Source organism: Pseudomonas palmensis, from assembly GCF_049942755.1.
GTDB lineage: Bacteria > Pseudomonadota > Gammaproteobacteria > Pseudomonadales > Pseudomonadaceae > Aquipseudomonas > Aquipseudomonas palmensis.
The window spans coordinates 163,818-178,296 of sequence record NZ_CP187958.1 but is presented as its reverse complement, the minus strand read 5'-3'; the positions used below and the strand labels follow the sequence as shown (position 1 = coordinate 178,296).

Sequence of the window (14,479 nt, the reverse complement as noted above, 5' to 3'; positions counted from 1 at the left end):
GGCCCCCGCCAGGGGGCCAATTGCGCGCGGCTATCGGGTTTATAGCTTGAGTTGACCGATGGCCTTGTTCAGCTCGCCGGCCAGGGTGGCCAGTTCGCTGCTGGTGGTGGCCGAGTCGACGGTCTGCTGCACGGTCTCTTCGGTCACGTCGCGGATGCTCACCACTGCGCGGTTCATCTCTTCGGCCACCTGGCTCTGCTGTTCGGCCGCCACGGCGATCTGGGTATTGCTCTCGCGCATCTGCGCCACCGCGCCGGTGATCTCCGCCAGAGCCTCGCCGGCTTCCTGGGCCTGCTTGACGCAGTCGTCGGCCTTGAACGAGCTCTCGGTCATGAACTCCACCGCATCGCGGGTGCCGGCCTGCAGGGCAGAGACCATGGTGGTGATTTCATCGGTGGAGCTCTGCACGCGCTTGGCCAGGTTGCGCACCTCGTCCGCCACCACCGCGAAACCGCGGCCCAGGTCGCCGGCACGGGCCGCCTCGATCGCCGCGTTGAGGGCCAGCAGGTTGGTCTGTTCGGCGATGCTGTGAATCACCCCGACCACGCTGTTGATCTTCTGGCTGTCCTCGGCCAGTTGACGAATCATCTCGGCTGTCTGCTGCACGCCGGTGGAGAGCCCCGAGATCGACGACTGCACGCGGCTGACCACGTCCTTGCCGCTGCCGGCCAGGGTGTCGGCGCTTTGCGACAGGTCGCGTGTGGCGCCGGCATGCTGGGCGATGTGGTAGACGGTGGCGGTCATTTCGTTGATGGCGGTGGCGGCCTGGTCGGTTTCGCTCTGCTGGCCGAGCATGCCGTGGCGCACCTCGTTCATGCTGGCGGCCAGGCGCGCGGCGCCGGCATCCAGCTGCGCGGCGGTTCGCGCCACGGTGTTGACCACGCGGTGGTAGGTGGTCTGCATGGCGTTGAAGGCGCTGGCCATCTGGCCGATCTCGTCGCCGCAGGACAGCGGCACCCGTGCCGACAGGTCACCGGTCTTCTCGACGTGCAGCATCACGTCCTTGAGGATGTTGAGCTGGCTGAGCAGGAAGCGGATCAGCAACTGCGAAGCGCACAGCATGGCCAGCATCAGGATCAGTACGCACACCGCATAGTTGACGAAACGGTCGGTGAACACCTGCGCCATGCTCGGGGCCTGGGCCAGTACCGCGATCTGCTGGCCATCGCGCTGGATGACCTGCGCACCGATCAGCGGGTCGCTGCCCAGCAGCGGCATGCCGTTCAGCTCGACCCAGCCCTGGGCAGTGGCCAGGGCCGGCAACGCCTGGCCATCGAAGGTGGGCGCCTGCCCGGGTGTGAAGCTGACCCAGGTGGCGTTCTGCGGCAAGGCCTGGTCGGCGGGCCAGGCGGCCAGCAGGCGGGCTTCGGATTGCACCCGGGCCTGGGCCGTCTCGGCCCTGGCGCGGGTTTCCAGGTGCACCGCATACAGCACCACGAACAGGGTTGTGACGAAGGCGACTGCGTTCACCGCCCAGAACTTGTACTTCAGTGAGATATTGCTGAGCCAGGCACCCATGGATAGGTCTTCTCTGATTGAGCGGAAACAATTTGGCAAGGTGCCATCAGTGTGCCAGCCAATTCAAAGACAAATCTTGATATGCGTCAAACTATGTCGGGGAGCCCGAAGAAGCGCCGGGCGCAGTCGCTGGTGTGCGCAGCCACCTGCTCGGGTGTCTCGCCCCGGTGCAGGGCCACTTCGCGCAGCACTTCGGGCAGGTAGGCCGGTTCGTTGCGACCGCTTTTGGGTTTGGGGCGCAGGGTCCGGGGCAGCAGGTAGGGGGCGTCGCTCTCCAGCATCAGGCGGCCAGTGGGGATGCTGGCAACCAGCGGGTGCAGGTGGGTACCGCGACGTTCGTCGCAGATCCAGCCGGTGATGCCGATGTGCAGGTCCAGGTCCAGGTAGCTGAACAGGGCGCTGCGCTCGCCGGTAAAGCAGTGCACCACGGCGGCGGGCAGGCGGTCGCGGTAGTCCTTGAGGATCTGCAACAGGCGTTCGTTGGCATCACGCTCGTGCAGAAACACCGGCATCTGCAGCTGCACCGCCAGCGCCAGTTGTTCTTCCAGGGCCTTTTCCTGTTGCGGGCGCGGCGAGAAGTCGCGGTTGAAGTCCAGCCCGCATTCACCCACCGCGTGCACCCGTGGCTGTTCGAGCAGCGCGCGCAGATGGCGCGCGGTGTCGCTGTTCCAGCTGCTGGCATCGTGGGGGTGTACACCGGCCGTGCTGAACAGGCGCCGGGCCTGCGGGTCGAGTTGCTCGCACAGGTGTAGCGCGGCTTCGCTGCCGGCCAGGCTGGTACCGGTCACCAGCATCTGATGCACCCCGGCGGCCTCGGCACGCTGCAAGATGGCCTCGTGCTTGCCGTCGAAACTTGGGTTGGTCAGATTGACGCCGATGTCGATGAGTTGCATGGTGCTACCTCAGGTTGTGCGGCAAAAGCGCTTGGCAGCGCCGAAAAATACCAATAACGCCAAGAACTTCAAGAAGTTGTCGCGGTCTTTTGCGGTCAATTTCACGGACCGACCGCTCATTATGGCGTCAAATACTCAATCGCGGCCCTTTGCCGGAGACCGGATGACGCGATCACTTTGGCTTTTTTTGCTGTGTGTGGGCCTGCTGTGCGCCGGCCCGGCCCACGCACGCCTGCCTGGCCCGCAGCAGGCGGTGCCTGCGGCCAAGGTGCGCGACCTGGCGCAGATCCGTGAAAGCCGGGTGTTGCGCGTGCTGGTCAACCAGAGCCGCAACAGCTCCGGCGAGGTCAAGGGCCAGCCGGTGGGCATCGAATACCATCGGCTGATCGCCTTCGAGCACTACCTCAACGGGCGTGCCCGTGACGGTCAGCAGATCCGCCTGAAGATCATCCCCAAGGCCAAGGACCAGTTGATTGGCGCATTGCAGCGTGGCGAGGGCGATCTGGTGGCGCCCGGCGAGCTGATCGATTTGAGTTCCACCCGCGGGGTGATGGCCAGCGACCCGGTGCTGGAGAATGTGCCGCTGGTGCTGGTGGGGCGCAAGGGCGAACGGACCTACCAGCGCGTCGAGCAGCTTGCCGGCCGCACCGTGACCCTGACCAGTTCGAGTGCGGCAGGCGATACCCTCCACGAAATCAACCAGCGCCTGGCCCTGCGCAAGCTGGCGCCGCTCAAGGTGGAATGGGCGGACCCCAGCCTTGCGGTGGAGGATGTGCTGGAAATGGTGCAGGCCGGCATCTTCCACCTGACCGTGGTCGAACAGCCGATTGCCCGGCGCTGGGCGCAGGTGATGCCCAAGCTGCTGGTGCAGCGCAAGGTGCAGCTGGCCCAGCCCGAGGCGATGCATTGGTACGTGCGCCGCGACGCGGCGATGCTGCACGCCAGTGTCGATCGCTTCCTCAAGGGGTATCACGCCCCGGCCGATCAGGATGTGGCGTTCGAGCGTATCTACCGGCGCCTGTACAAGGTGCATTACCCGCTGGCCCAGGCCAACCGCCAGCGCCTGGAAAAACTGCGGCCGGTGCTGCAGCGTCACGCCCAGGCCCAGAACCTGGACTGGCTGAACCTGGCGGCACTGGCGTTCAAGGAGTCGGCCCTCGACCCGGCGGCCAGGGGCGCAGGTGGCGCCCATGGGCTGATGCAGATCACCCCCGGTGCGGCGCAGCGGGTGGGGATCAGCGATATCGCCAATGTCGATGGCAATGTACAGGCCAGCGCGCGCTACCTGGCACTGATCCGGCGCAAGTTCTTTTCCAGCAACCAGCTCAACGAACGCGAGCGCATGGCGTTCGTGCTGGCCGGCTACAACCTGGGGCCGGAGCGGGTTCAGGCCATGCGGGCCGAGGCGCGGCGACGCGGCCTGAACCACAACCAGTGGTTCTTTCAGGTAGAACGTGTGGCGCTCGAGCAGGTGGGAATGGGGCCGGTCAGCTATGTTAATAGCGTCAACAAGTACTTTCTGGCATTCGACCGCGAACGCGACGCGCTGGAAGCCCGGGGACGAAAAGTGGCCTCACGCAAGTAATCGAAAATTACGATTGGTATGTGCAGATAATCGCGATTTTAACATTTGAAAATATGATTAAGATGGCGACCTCTACCACACACCTGCATCGCTTAAGGAAGACAGCATGAACGCCATCAACTCCGTATTGTTCACCCGTGCCGGCTGGGGCATTACCGTATTGCGCATCTTCATCGGCATCATCTTCATGGCCCATGGCTCGCAGAAGCTGTTCGGCCTGTTTGGTGGCGGCGGGCTGGCAGGCACCGCGCAGTACATGGAAAGCCTGGGGCTGACCCCGCCGACACTGATGGCGGCGCTGTCCGGTGGTGCCGAGTTCTTCGGCGGGCTGGCACTGGTCATCGGCCTGCTGGTACGCCCGGCGGCCCTGGCGCTGGTGGGGTTGCTGCTGGTGGCGATTTTCTCGGTGCACATCGGCAACGGTCTGTTCATGGCCAACAACGGCTATGAGTTCGCCCTGGCGCTGCTGGGTGGCGCGATTGCGGTACTGGTGGAAGGGGCGGGCAGGGCGTCGGTGGACCGCATGATCGCCAAGTGAGCCTTGGCGTTGTGGCACAAAAAGGGCCTGCATTGCAGGCCCTTTTTTGTGCCCGACCCGGCTGCTTGCTTCTGCGGCAACGCAGGCGCCTTCAGGGGCGCCGGCAAGTGCAGGAACCGGCGTCGCCGTCGAATGCGAGAAACTCGCTTGTTTTTCTGGCGTGCGGGTCGTTTATCAGACGATGGCATTGTTGACAGCCGGGCCGGCGCTTCTCTAGGATGCTGGCTTGCGCCGATTTAAACAGCTACTTGCGGGGCGCAGGAAGACCACCAGCAGGTCGTCCGAATACCGCTAAAGCGCTGGTTCGGTGACGCCTCGCACCGCAGCCCAGCGGGATCTGCGAGGCACAGAGAAGTACACCATGAGTTGCCCACGTACCAGTGTTTGCCTCACCCCTCTCCCTACCAGCCAGGCGGCTCGCACGCCGCGCATTCTGCTGAGCGGCAAACACCAGCCGACCCTGCTGCGCTACCTCGATGGCTGGCCCCGCCCCAAAGGCCGCGCCACGGCGTTCCTGATCCAGTTCGCCGACTCCTGCGAAACCCTCGCCCGGTTCGGCAACGACCGTTTCGACCTGGCCGTGGTGCAGGCGCCCTCGAGGGCCGATGCCGCCGAAGTGATCCACCACCTGACCCGCGTAGCCCGCCAGGGCTTGATCACCCGCGCCTGATCGCTCAGGGGTACTCGATCTCGACGATGTACACCGTCTGTTCGCCAGTCGGTGTCTGCACCCGCACTTCAGCGTCCAGCGCCTTGCCGATCAGGGCGCGGGCCAGGGGCGAATCGATGCTGATCAGGCCCAGTTTCAAGTCCAGCTCGTCGGGCCCGACGATGCGGTAGCGCGATTGTTCGCCGTCTTCGTTCTCGACCGTGACCCAGGCCCCGAAGTACACCTTGTTCGGGTCGCTGGGCCGTTCGCTCACCACTTTCAGGTTTTCCAGGCGCTTGGTGAGGAAGCGCACGCGGCTGTCGATTTCGCGCAGCATCTTCTTGCCGTAGGTGTACTCGGCGTTTTCCGAACGGTCACCTTGCGCTGCTGCCTCACTGACCGACTGGGTCACCTGGGGCCTGCGCACATGCCACAGTTCATGCAGCTCGGCGCGCATGCGCGCCTCGCCCTGTGGGGTGATCAGTGCGGTGCCGGCAGTGCGGGGCGGGCGGTATCGGCTCATGGGCTTCCAGGCTCGGGTAGGTAGCCGCCGAGTCTATCAGCCCTCGCGAAGCACTGTCAGCGGGCTGGCATTGAGCGCCCGGCGCGTGCCGAATACCCCCGCACCCCCCACCAGCAACGCACCGATCACCGGCAACAGCAGCAGCCACGGGTGCGGGCTCCAGTGCAGGTCGAATGCGTAGCGGTACAGCAGCAGGCTGATCAGTTCGGTGCCCAGCGCCGCGAGCAGGCCGCTGGCGGCGCCCAGCAGGCCGAACTCGATGCGCCGGGCCTTGACCAGCAGGCTGCGGCTGGCGCCCAGTGCCCGCAGCAGCGCACCCTGGTGGATGCGCTCGTCCAGGGTGGCCTGCAGCCCGGCGAACAACACGGCCAGGCCCGCCGCCAGCACGAACAGCAGCACGTACTGTACCGCCAGGGTCACCTGGGCCAGGATGCTGCGCAACTGCTCCAGCAGCGCATCGACCTGCAGGATGGTGGCTGCCGGGAACGCCCGCGACAGGGCCACCACCTGCTGGTCGTGGCCTGGGGCCAGGTAGAAGCTGGTGAGATAGGTGGTCGGCAGGTCCTGCAGGGTGCCGGGCTGGAAGATCATGTAGAAGTTGGGCTGGAAGCTGTCCCAGTTGACCGTGCGCAGGCTGCTGACCTGTACCTGGCGCTCCAGGCCACCGATGCTGAAGGTCAGGGTGTCGCCCAGCTTGAGCTTGAGGCTCTCGGCCAACTGCGCCTCCACCGACACGCCCGGCAATGCATCGGCAGCCGGTTGCGCCTGCCACCACTGGCCGGCGCTCAAGGTGTTGCCCTGGGGCAGGTCGGCGGCCCAGGTCAGGCTCAGGTCGCGCTGGACGGCGCGGTCACCGGTGGATTCCTTGCTGACGATCTCGCGCACCGGCTCGCCATTGATGAGCGTCAGGCGCCCGGGAATCACCGGGAACAACGGCGCGGCATGGACCGAGAATTCGTTCAGGCGCTGGGCGAAGGTGTCCTTGTCGTCCGGCAGGATGTTGAGCACGAAATAGTTGGGAGCATCCTTGGGCAGCTGGTTCTGCCAGGTGTCGAGCAGCTCGGTGCGCAGCAGGGCGATCAGGGCCATGGCCAGCAGGATCATGCCGAAGGCCAGCGACTGGCCTGCCGCCGCCAGCGGATGCTTGAGCAGTTGCCCCAGGCCCAGGCGCCAGGCCAGCGGGGCGCCGGCCAGCAGCCGGCGCAGGCTGCGCAAGCCGAGCAGCAGCAGACCGCCCAGCACCAGCGCGGCCACCAGACCACCGCCGAGCAGGGCGAAGGTCAGCAGCAGGTCCAGGCTCAGGCGCCACATGATGAGGCCCAGGGCCAACAGCGCTGCGCCATACACCAGCCAGCTGCTTGCCGGCACCGGCAGCAGGTCGCGGCGCAGTACACGCAGCGGCGGCACCCGGCCCAGCGCTGCCAATGGCGGCAGGGCGAAGCCGGCCAGCGCCACCAGCCCGGTGGCGATCCCGGCCAGGGCCGGGGCGATGCCGCCTGGCGGCACCTGCGAAGGCAGCAGGCCCTGCAGCAGGGCGAACAGACCCAGTTGCGCCAGCCAGCCGAGCAGTGCGCCCCCCAGGGCTGCCACGCTACCCAGGATCGCCAGTTGCAGGCAGAACAGGCTCAGCGCCTGGCGCCGGGACAGGCCCAGGCAGCGCAGCAGGGCGCTGGCATCGAAGCGGCGCATGGCAAAACGGCTGGCCGACAGCGCCACGGCCACGCCGGCCAGCAGCACCGCCACCAGGCTGGCCATGTTCAGGTAGCGTTCGGCCTTGCCCAGTGCACCGCCGATCTGCTGGTTGCCGTCACGCGAGTCGCGCAGTTGCTGGTGGGCGGCAAGCCCCGCCTTGGTAGCCTGGGTGTAGCTTGCCAGGGCCTGGGGCTCGCCGCGCCACAGGTCGCGGTAGGTGACCCGGCTGCCGGGCTGCACCACGCCGGTGGCATCCAGGTCGGCGAGGTTCATCAGCACCCGCGGGGTGAGGCTGTAGAAGTTGCCGGCGCGGTCCGGCTCATAGGTCAGCACGCGGCTCAGGCGCAGGGTCTTCATGCCCACGTCGACGCTGTCACCGATCTTGAGGTTCAGCGCCGCCAGCAGGCGCGACTCGACCCAGGCTTCGCCCGGCGCCGGACCACCGCCGGCCACCTCCGGCCCGTAGGCCTCGGCGGCACTGCGCAGCTCCCCGCGCAGCGGGTAACCCGTGCCGGCAGCCTTGACACTGGAGAGCTGGATGCCGTTGTCGGTGGCGATCACGCTGGAGAACTCGACCACTTTCGCATGGGCCAGGCCCAGCTGTTCGCCGTTGCGGATCTGTTCCGGGGTGGCCGGGGCGCTGCCCTGCAGCACCAGGTCGGCGCCAAGGAACTCGGTGGCACGCAGCAGCATGGCGCCGTTCAGGCGGGCGCCGAAGTAGCCGATGGCGGTGCTGGCGGCCACGGCCACCAGCAGGGCGAAGAACAGCACGCGCAGTTCGCCGGCGCGTGCATCGCGCATCAGTTGACGCAACGCCAGGCGCGGCAGGCGCAGAAACGACAGGTGTGCCATCTAGGGCTCCAGCGGGGTGACCAGGTGGCCGGCTTCCAGGCGAATCAGCCGGCCGCAGCGGTGCGCCAGGCGTTCATCGTGGGTGACCAGGACGAGGGTGGTGCCGCGTTCCTTGTTCAGTTCGAACAGCAGGTCGCTGATGCGTTCACCGGTGTGGCTGTCGAGGTTGCCGGTGGGCTCGTCCGCGAACAGCACCGCAGGCTCGGCGGCAAAGGCGCGGGCAATTGCCACCCGCTGCTGCTCGCCGCCGGACAACTGGCGTGGCGAATGGCTCAGGCGCTGGCCCAGGCCGACCCGTTCGAGCAGGCTGCGGGCGTGTTCGCGGGCATCGCGGCGCCCGTCCAGCTCCAGGGGCAGCATCACGTTCTCAAGAGCATTGAGGCTGTCGAGCAGCTGGAACGACTGGAACACGAAGCCGACATGCTCGGCGCGGACCTGGGCGCGCTGGTCTTCGTCGAGCGGGCCCAGGTCGTGCCCGGCCAGTGTCACCGAGCCTGCACTGGGCAGGTCGAGGCCGGCCAGCAGGCCGAGCAGGGTGGACTTGCCCGAGCCGGAGGCGCCGACAATGGCCAGGCTGTCGCCCTGTTTCAATTCCAGGCTCAGTTCGTGCAGGATGGTCAGGTCGCCTTCCGCGCTGGGGACCACTTTGCTAAGGTTGCGCGCAGTCAAGATGCTGGGGCCCATGGAGAATCCAATGCGAGTGTGGTTATTGAGTGCAGGCCTGGCCTTGCTGTGCATGGCCCAGGGCGCATCGGCAGGAACGGTGTTGATCGTTGGGGATAGTATCAGTGCCGCTTTTGGCCTGGATACCCGTCAGGGGTGGGTTGCCCTGCTCGAACAGCGGCTCAAGGCCGAGGGTTTCGATGACAAGGTGGTCAATGCCTCGATCAGTGGTGACACCAGTGCCGGGGGCCAGGCGCGGCTGCCTGCGCTGCTTGCAGAGCACAAGCCCAGCCTGGTGGTGGTGGAGCTGGGCGGCAATGACGGGCTGCGCGGGCAGGCACCGGCGCAATTGCAACAAAATCTTGCCTCGATGATCGATCGCTCCCGTGATGCCGGTGCCAGGGTGCTGCTGCTGGGCATGCGCCTGCCACCCAACTATGGCAAGCGCTACACCGATGCGTTCGCACAGGTGTATGCCGATCTTGGCAAGGAAAAGGACGTGCCGCTGGTGCCGTTCTTTCTCGAAGGGGTAGGTGGCGTACCCGAGCTGATGCAGGCCGATGGCATCCATCCGGGGCAGGGCGCCCAGGCGCAGTTGCTGGAAAATGCCTGGCCATCAATAAAACCGCTGCTTTGACGCTTTTATACTGATCGGCTTTCGGCTAATGTTGCGCCCCCGATTTGGAGCCCCCGATGCCGCGTCCCGCCTGGTCCCTGTATGCCTATCAATTGATCGAGCCTGACGAACAGCTTGACCTGTTCGCCTGCCAGGAGAGTCGCGTCCACCTGATCGCCCGCCAACTCGAACTGGGCGGCTCCGTCGACCGTACCCTGTGTGGCACCCTGTTGCCGGCGCAACCGCGCTGGTCGGGTGTGGAACGCAGCATCTACCGTGACCAGCGCCTGTGCCGCCTGTGCCGGGCGATCCTCGAGGCGCAGCGGCGCGGCACGCGTCCGGTATGGCCCGAGCTGCAGGCCTGACGTCGGATCTTTTACGTTTGGCAAGGGTTCTGTGCCCGGATGCCTCCCGATCCCGCAGGGGGCGGTGTACAATTGCCCGCTTGACCCACCTGAATTAGCGAAGGATTTCCCGGATGTTGCCGCGCTTTCCCGCCGTCACCCGTTGCCTGTCCCTGGCCGCCCTGCTGGCGGCGGGCCCTGTTGCCGCTCTGGAGTTCCCCCTGCCGCCGCCGGGCGAGGATGTCATCGGCCAGGTCCAGGTGATCAAGGCCAAGTATGAGGACACCTTCGCCGACATCGGTACCGCCAACGACCTTGGCTACCTGGAAATGGTCGCGGCCAACCCGGGCGTGGACCCCTGGCTGCCAGGCGCCGGCACCGAGATCGTGCTGCCGACCCGTTTCATCCTGCCGCCGGGCCCGCGCGAAGGCATCGTGATCAACCTTGCCGAGTACCGCCTGTACTACTACCCCAAAGGCGAGAACGTGGTGCACACCTTCCCGCTGGGCATCGGCCGCGAAGGCTGGGGTTCGCCTATTGCCAACACCAAGGTCACGGCCAAGACGCCGAACCCGACCTGGACCCCACCGGCCTCGATCAAGGCCGAGCACGCCGCCGACGGTGATCCGTTGCCCAACGTGGTGCCGGCCGGCCCGGACAACCCGCTGGGCCCGTTCAAGTTCACCCTGGGCGTACCGGGCTACCTGATCCACGGTTCCAACAAGAAGTTCGGCATCGGCATGCGTACCAGCCATGGCTGTTTCCGCATGCTCAACAACAACGTGCTGCAACTGGCGAGCATGGCCCCGGTGGGGACTTCGGTGCGCATCATCAACGAGCCGTACAAGTTCGGCCTCAGTGGTGGCAAGGTCTACCTCGAGGCGCATACCCCGCTGGATGACAAGGGCGACCCGTCGGTGGTCGACAAGCACACGGCAGTGATCAATGCCCTGCTCAAGCGCGAAGACCTGGCCAACAACCTGCGCATGAACTGGGACATGGTGCGTGACGTGGTGGCGGCCGAAGATGGTATCCCGGTAGAGATCGCGGTGCCGGGTGACGCCAGTGCGCCGATGGTATCGAGCGTTCCGCTCGAAATGCAGTAACCCGCCTGTGTTTGCACGAGGCCCGCTTCATGCGGGCCTCGTCGTTTGCGCAGGACGGTTCTGCAGGCAATAAAAAAGCCGACCCACAGGTGGGTCGGCTTTTTAACAATCCCGAGGGATTATTACTTGCGGCTGGCTTTTTCCAGCATACGCAGAGCGCGCTCGTTAGCTTCGTCAGCAGTTTGCTGAGCTTTCTGAGCGGCGGCCAGAGCGTCATCAGCCTTGCGGTAGGCTTCATCGGCACGAGCTTGTGCACGGGCTGCTGCGTCTTCGGTTGCAGTCAGACGGGCTTCGGTTTCTTTGGAGACGCTGCTGCAACCGGTGGCCAGTACTGCGGCCAGAGCCAGAGCAGAGAATTTCAGAACGTTGTTCATCGTGTTCCCCTTCAAGGACTTTCTATTAAAGAGCCATCTCTCAACAAAGAGAAACTGGCCGGCGTACATAGTACCCATTACTTGTAGTAAGTAAACTGACCGAGCGCAAGAACCGGAAAAAAATTGCGCGGTTGCGCAGGCCGCCCCGGCGGGGGTGTGAAAAGAATGCAGGCGCTTTTGTAGCGGCGCTGAAACACCGCTGTAAATGCGTCTTTGTAGTGAACTAAAAGTGACTCCAAGTGTCATTGTTCGTCTTACCACTACATCATCCGGCTACTGTTGGCAGTGTGGCTCGCTGCCGTGTTCGCATGCTGCAAGTGCAGGTTTTTTACGATCAAGTACCTTGAGCATCTGTGCACTGGGCGCCTACTATTTGTAGGTGCTCAGTTGCCAGAGAACAACCAGGCTGTTCTCGCTGTCCAAACGGGCACGGGGTGGCGTAGAGGTTCCTTCGCCGGACAAACATCGGTAAGGTAAGGGTCTGACGAGAAGACCCGCGAGGAGTAGTGATGAGCGAGGCGTTGTCCATCCACCATGACCAGGCTGGTCATCAGTTCGAGACCAATGTGGACGGTCATCGTGCCTACCTGACCTACATGGACCTGGGTAAGCAGACATTGGATATCTACCGCACGTTCGTGCCCAATGCGCTGCGTGGGCGAGGCATCGCTGCGGCGCTGACCGAAAAGGCCCTCGCCTATGCCGAGGACATGGGCTACACCGTGATCCCCTCGTGCTCCTATGTCGAGCGCTACATGGAACGTCATCAAAAGCATTCCAACAAGGCCTGAGCCTGCTGACACCCTGTTGAAAACGAAAACGCCGGGCATTGCCCGGCGTTTTCGTTGATGGCTTTCAGCCGCGGTTGCGCTTGGGCAACACGTCCTTGAGCTTGGCGCGCATGCTGCGCACGGACTTCTCGGTGGCTTCCCAGTCGATGCAGGCATCGGTGATCGACACGCCGTACTGCAGTTCGGCAAGGTCCTTGGGGATGGCCTGGCAGCCCCAGTTGAGGTGGCTTTCGACCATCAGGCCGATGATCGACTCGTTGCCTTCGAGGATCTGGTTGGCCACGTTGTCCATCACCAGCGGTTGCAGGGCCGGGTCCTTGTTGGAATTGGCGTGGCTGCAGTCGACCATGATGTTCGGCTTGATCCTGGCCTTGGCCAGGGCCTGCTCGCACAGGGCGACGCTGACCGAATCATAGTTGGGCTTGCCGTTGCCGCCGCGCAGCACCACGTGACCGTAGGCGTTGCCCTTGGTGGTGACGATGGATACGCCACCTTCCTGGTTGATGCCCAGGAAACGGTGCGGGCTGGAAACCGATTGCAGTGCGTTGATCGCCACGGTCAGGCCGCCGTCCGTACCGTTCTTGAAGCCGACGGCCGAAGACAGGCCCGAGGCCATCTCGCGGTGGGTCTGGGATTCGGTGGTGCGCGCGCCGATCGCCGACCAACTGATCAGGTCCTGCAGGTACTGCGGGGAGATCGGGTCGAGGGCTTCGGTGGCGGTGGGCAGGCCCATTTCCGCCAGATCCAGCAGCAGCTGGCGACCGATGTGCAGGCCGTCCTGGATCTTGAACGAGTCATCCAGGTACGGGTCGTTGATCAGGCCCTTCCAGCCCACCGTGGTGCGCGGCTTCTCGAAATACACACGCATCACCAGGTACAGGGTGTCGGCGACTTCGGCGGCCAGCACCTTCAGGCGCTCGGCGTATTCGTGTGCGGCCTTGAGGTCATGGATCGAGCAGGGGCCGATCACCACGAACAGGCGGTGGTCCTTGCCGTCGAGGATATTGCGTACCACTTCGCGGCCCGCGGTCACGGTCTGCAGGGCGGTGGCGCTGAGTGGAATGTCCTTCTTGAGCTGATCGGGGGTGATCAAGGTCTCGTTGGAGGCAACGTTAAGGTCGTCGATCGGTAAATCAGCCATCGTGTTACTCGTCAGGTCACGGGTGCCGGCCGCCAGCTACCCGCGCGGCGGAGCAGCATGATTGAACGCGGCGGGGTGCCGAACCTTAGCGCGTTACACCGTGATTCGACAATGGGCAGGGCCCGCTTTCCTGCCGCTTTGGCCCATTGGTATGGGCTTTTCTGATCAAAAGTGCCGTCACCCGACACGCTCGCAGGTTGCGGGCGGCAGCGCCCGGGCTGATAGTGTGTCGATTGTTTGACCTTATGGCGCCCGATGCAGGGCAGTGCGGAGCAGAGCGGCGATGAGCAAAGGCCTTGGCGACAAACTGGTGGTAGCCATTTCATCACGGGCACTGTTCGACCTCAGCGAGAGCCATCGACTGTTCCTGGCCGAGGGTGTCGAAGCCTACCGCCAGTACCAGATCGAGCACGAAGACGAATACCTGCAACCGGGTGATGCGTTCCCGTTGGTGGAAAAGCTGCTGGGCCTCAATGCCAGCCTCGGCCAGGCCCGGGTCGAGGTGGTGCTGGTGTCACGCAACAGCGCCGACACCGGGCTGCGGGTGTTCAACTCCATCGAGCATTATGGTCTGAGTATCTCGCGGGCAGCCTTCGTTGGCGGGCGCAGTCCGTATCCGTACCTGGCCGCCTTTGGTTGCCACCTGTTTCTGTCCACCGATGCAGAAGATGTGCGCCGCGCACTGGACGCCGGCTTTGCCGCTGCCACCATCCTTTCCGGCGGGGCACGGCGTGCGGCCAGCGCGGAGCTGCGTATCGCCTTCGATGGCGATGCAGTGGTGTTTTCCGACGAGTCCGAGCGCGTCTATCAGCTCGGCGGCCTGGAGGCGTTCCAGGCCAGCGAGCGCGAGTCGGCCCGCGAGCCGCTGCGCGGCGGGCCGTTCAAGGCCTTCCTGGCGGCGCTCAACGTGCTGCAGAAAGAGTTCCCCAGTGGCGCCTGTCCGATTCGCACCGCACTGGTGACGGCGCGCTCGGCGCCGGCCCACGAGCGGGTCATCCGCACCTTGCGCGAATGGGACATTCGCCTGGACGAGTCGCTGTTTCTCGGCGGCCTGGACAAGTCGGCGTTTCTCGAGGCGTTCGCGGCCGATGTGTTCTTCGACGACCAGGCAGGGCACTGCGAACGCGCCAGTGCAGTGGTCGCCACCGGCCATGTGCCCCACGGCATCAGCAACGAACGTACCCCCGGCTAGGC

Annotated in this window: 15 protein-coding genes; 8 read left to right on the top strand and 7 right to left on the bottom strand. The window is 64.9% G+C overall.

Going from position 1 to position 14,479, the window contains the following annotated elements; all coding sequences use genetic code 11:
- Positions 1-39 precede the first annotated feature (39 nt).
- Together ACPRTJ_RS00975 and ACPRTJ_RS00970 are read right to left on the bottom strand one after the other, a co-directional pair.
- Positions 40-1,518 carry a methyl-accepting chemotaxis protein gene (locus ACPRTJ_RS00975; protein ID WP_426427810.1) on the bottom strand — a complete coding sequence of 493 codons (1,479 nt, stop codon included), beginning with the start codon at positions 1,516-1,518 and terminating at the stop codon, positions 40-42.
- Positions 1,519-1,604: 86 nt separating this feature from the next.
- Entirely contained in the window at positions 1,605-2,411 is an 807-nt protein-coding gene (locus ACPRTJ_RS00970; RefSeq protein WP_043863097.1) for a TatD family hydrolase, read from the bottom strand.
- 163 nt (positions 2,412-2,574) lie between these two features.
- Between ACPRTJ_RS00970 and ACPRTJ_RS00965 the strand changes: the two genes are divergently transcribed.
- The 3 genes from ACPRTJ_RS00965 (at position 2,575) to ACPRTJ_RS00955 (ending at position 5,204) form a co-directional block, all read left to right on the top strand.
- Entirely contained in the window at positions 2,575-3,996 is a 1,422-nt protein-coding gene (locus tag ACPRTJ_RS00965) for a transglycosylase SLT domain-containing protein (protein ID WP_213607261.1), read from the top strand.
- Positions 3,997-4,102: 106 nt separating this feature from the next.
- Entirely contained in the window at positions 4,103-4,534 is a 432-nt protein-coding gene (locus tag ACPRTJ_RS00960; RefSeq protein WP_426427807.1) for a DoxX family protein, read from the top strand.
- Positions 4,535-4,895: 361 nt separating this feature from the next.
- Positions 4,896-5,204 (top strand): hypothetical protein, encoded by a 309-nt coding sequence (locus ACPRTJ_RS00955; RefSeq protein ID WP_054915688.1) that lies wholly within the window; start codon positions 4,896-4,898, stop codon positions 5,202-5,204.
- A gap of 4 nt (positions 5,205-5,208) precedes the next feature.
- Here ACPRTJ_RS00955 and greB read toward each other — a convergent pair whose 3' ends face one another.
- From greB to ACPRTJ_RS00940, 3 genes are read right to left on the bottom strand one after another with little or no spacing between them, the layout of a single operon-like run.
- A complete protein-coding gene (greB, locus tag ACPRTJ_RS00950) occupies positions 5,209-5,706 on the bottom strand; it encodes a transcription elongation factor GreB (protein ID WP_043863093.1) in 498 nt (165 codons plus the stop codon).
- A 36-nt stretch (positions 5,707-5,742) separates the two neighbouring features.
- Positions 5,743-8,250, bottom strand: a complete 2,508-nt coding sequence (locus ACPRTJ_RS00945; protein ID WP_426427804.1) for an ABC transporter permease — start codon at positions 8,248-8,250, stop codon at positions 5,743-5,745.
- Positions 8,251-8,934 (bottom strand): ABC transporter ATP-binding protein, encoded by a 684-nt coding sequence (locus ACPRTJ_RS00940; RefSeq protein WP_043863091.1) that lies wholly within the window; start codon positions 8,932-8,934, stop codon positions 8,251-8,253.
- A gap of 10 nt (positions 8,935-8,944) precedes the next feature.
- Here ACPRTJ_RS00940 and ACPRTJ_RS00935 point away from each other — a divergent pair, with 10 nt between their 5' ends.
- From ACPRTJ_RS00935 to ACPRTJ_RS00925, 3 genes are all read left to right on the top strand, one after another.
- Complete coding sequence (locus tag ACPRTJ_RS00935; RefSeq protein ID WP_043863090.1) at positions 8,945-9,550, top strand: arylesterase; 606 nt, start codon at positions 8,945-8,947, stop codon at positions 9,548-9,550.
- Between the two features lie 56 nt (positions 9,551-9,606).
- Complete coding sequence (locus ACPRTJ_RS00930; protein WP_043863089.1) at positions 9,607-9,894, top strand: hypothetical protein; 288 nt, start codon at positions 9,607-9,609, stop codon at positions 9,892-9,894.
- A 113-nt stretch (positions 9,895-10,007) separates the two neighbouring features.
- Positions 10,008-10,979, top strand: a complete 972-nt coding sequence (locus tag ACPRTJ_RS00925; RefSeq protein ID WP_043863088.1) for a L,D-transpeptidase family protein — start codon at positions 10,008-10,010, stop codon at positions 10,977-10,979.
- A gap of 122 nt (positions 10,980-11,101) precedes the next feature.
- Here the strand turns inward: ACPRTJ_RS00925 and oprI are convergent, their stop codons facing one another.
- Positions 11,102-11,353 carry an outer membrane lipoprotei OprI gene (oprI, locus tag ACPRTJ_RS00920; RefSeq protein ID WP_037058464.1) on the bottom strand — a complete coding sequence of 84 codons (252 nt, stop codon included), beginning with the start codon at positions 11,351-11,353 and terminating at the stop codon, positions 11,102-11,104.
- A gap of 509 nt (positions 11,354-11,862) precedes the next feature.
- Here oprI and ACPRTJ_RS00915 point away from each other — a divergent pair.
- Entirely contained in the window at positions 11,863-12,144 is a 282-nt protein-coding gene (locus ACPRTJ_RS00915; protein WP_043863087.1) for a GNAT family N-acetyltransferase, read from the top strand.
- 64 nt (positions 12,145-12,208) lie between these two features.
- Here ACPRTJ_RS00915 and ACPRTJ_RS00910 read toward each other — a convergent pair whose 3' ends face one another.
- Positions 12,209-13,285 (bottom strand): 3-deoxy-7-phosphoheptulonate synthase, encoded by a 1,077-nt coding sequence (locus tag ACPRTJ_RS00910; RefSeq protein ID WP_043863086.1) that lies wholly within the window; start codon positions 13,283-13,285, stop codon positions 12,209-12,211.
- Positions 13,286-13,568: 283 nt separating this feature from the next.
- Here ACPRTJ_RS00910 and ACPRTJ_RS00905 point away from each other — a divergent pair, with 283 nt between their 5' ends.
- Positions 13,569-14,477 (top strand): 5'-nucleotidase, encoded by a 909-nt coding sequence (locus ACPRTJ_RS00905; RefSeq protein WP_278929197.1) that lies wholly within the window; start codon positions 13,569-13,571, stop codon positions 14,475-14,477.
- Positions 14,478-14,479 lie beyond the last annotated feature (2 nt).

Bases quoted from the DNA above. Each gene is read 5' to 3' on its own strand.
- ACPRTJ_RS00975 (WP_426427810.1), bottom strand. From the start codon at position 1,518: ATGGGTGCCTGGCTCAGCAATATCTCACTGAAGTACAAGTTCTGGGCG.
- ACPRTJ_RS00970 (WP_043863097.1), bottom strand. From the start codon at position 2,411: ATGCAACTCATCGACATCGGCGTCAATCTGACCAACCCAAGTTTCGAC.
- ACPRTJ_RS00965 (WP_213607261.1), top strand. From the start codon at position 2,575: ATGACGCGATCACTTTGGCTTTTTTTGCTGTGTGTGGGCCTGCTGTGC.
- ACPRTJ_RS00960 (WP_426427807.1), top strand. From the start codon at position 4,103: ATGAACGCCATCAACTCCGTATTGTTCACCCGTGCCGGCTGGGGCATT.
- ACPRTJ_RS00955 (WP_054915688.1), top strand. From the start codon at position 4,896: ATGAGTTGCCCACGTACCAGTGTTTGCCTCACCCCTCTCCCTACCAGC.
- greB (WP_043863093.1), bottom strand. From the start codon at position 5,706: ATGAGCCGATACCGCCCGCCCCGCACTGCCGGCACCGCACTGATCACC.
- ACPRTJ_RS00945 (WP_426427804.1), bottom strand. From the start codon at position 8,250: ATGGCACACCTGTCGTTTCTGCGCCTGCCGCGCCTGGCGTTGCGTCAA.
- ACPRTJ_RS00940 (WP_043863091.1), bottom strand. From the start codon at position 8,934: ATGGGCCCCAGCATCTTGACTGCGCGCAACCTTAGCAAAGTGGTCCCC.
- ACPRTJ_RS00935 (WP_043863090.1), top strand. From the start codon at position 8,945: ATGCGAGTGTGGTTATTGAGTGCAGGCCTGGCCTTGCTGTGCATGGCC.
- ACPRTJ_RS00930 (WP_043863089.1), top strand. From the start codon at position 9,607: ATGCCGCGTCCCGCCTGGTCCCTGTATGCCTATCAATTGATCGAGCCT.
- ACPRTJ_RS00925 (WP_043863088.1), top strand. From the start codon at position 10,008: ATGTTGCCGCGCTTTCCCGCCGTCACCCGTTGCCTGTCCCTGGCCGCC.
- oprI (WP_037058464.1), bottom strand. From the start codon at position 11,353: ATGAACAACGTTCTGAAATTCTCTGCTCTGGCTCTGGCCGCAGTACTG.
- ACPRTJ_RS00915 (WP_043863087.1), top strand. From the start codon at position 11,863: ATGAGCGAGGCGTTGTCCATCCACCATGACCAGGCTGGTCATCAGTTC.
- ACPRTJ_RS00910 (WP_043863086.1), bottom strand. From the start codon at position 13,285: ATGGCTGATTTACCGATCGACGACCTTAACGTTGCCTCCAACGAGACC.
- ACPRTJ_RS00905 (WP_278929197.1), top strand. From the start codon at position 13,569: ATGAGCAAAGGCCTTGGCGACAAACTGGTGGTAGCCATTTCATCACGG.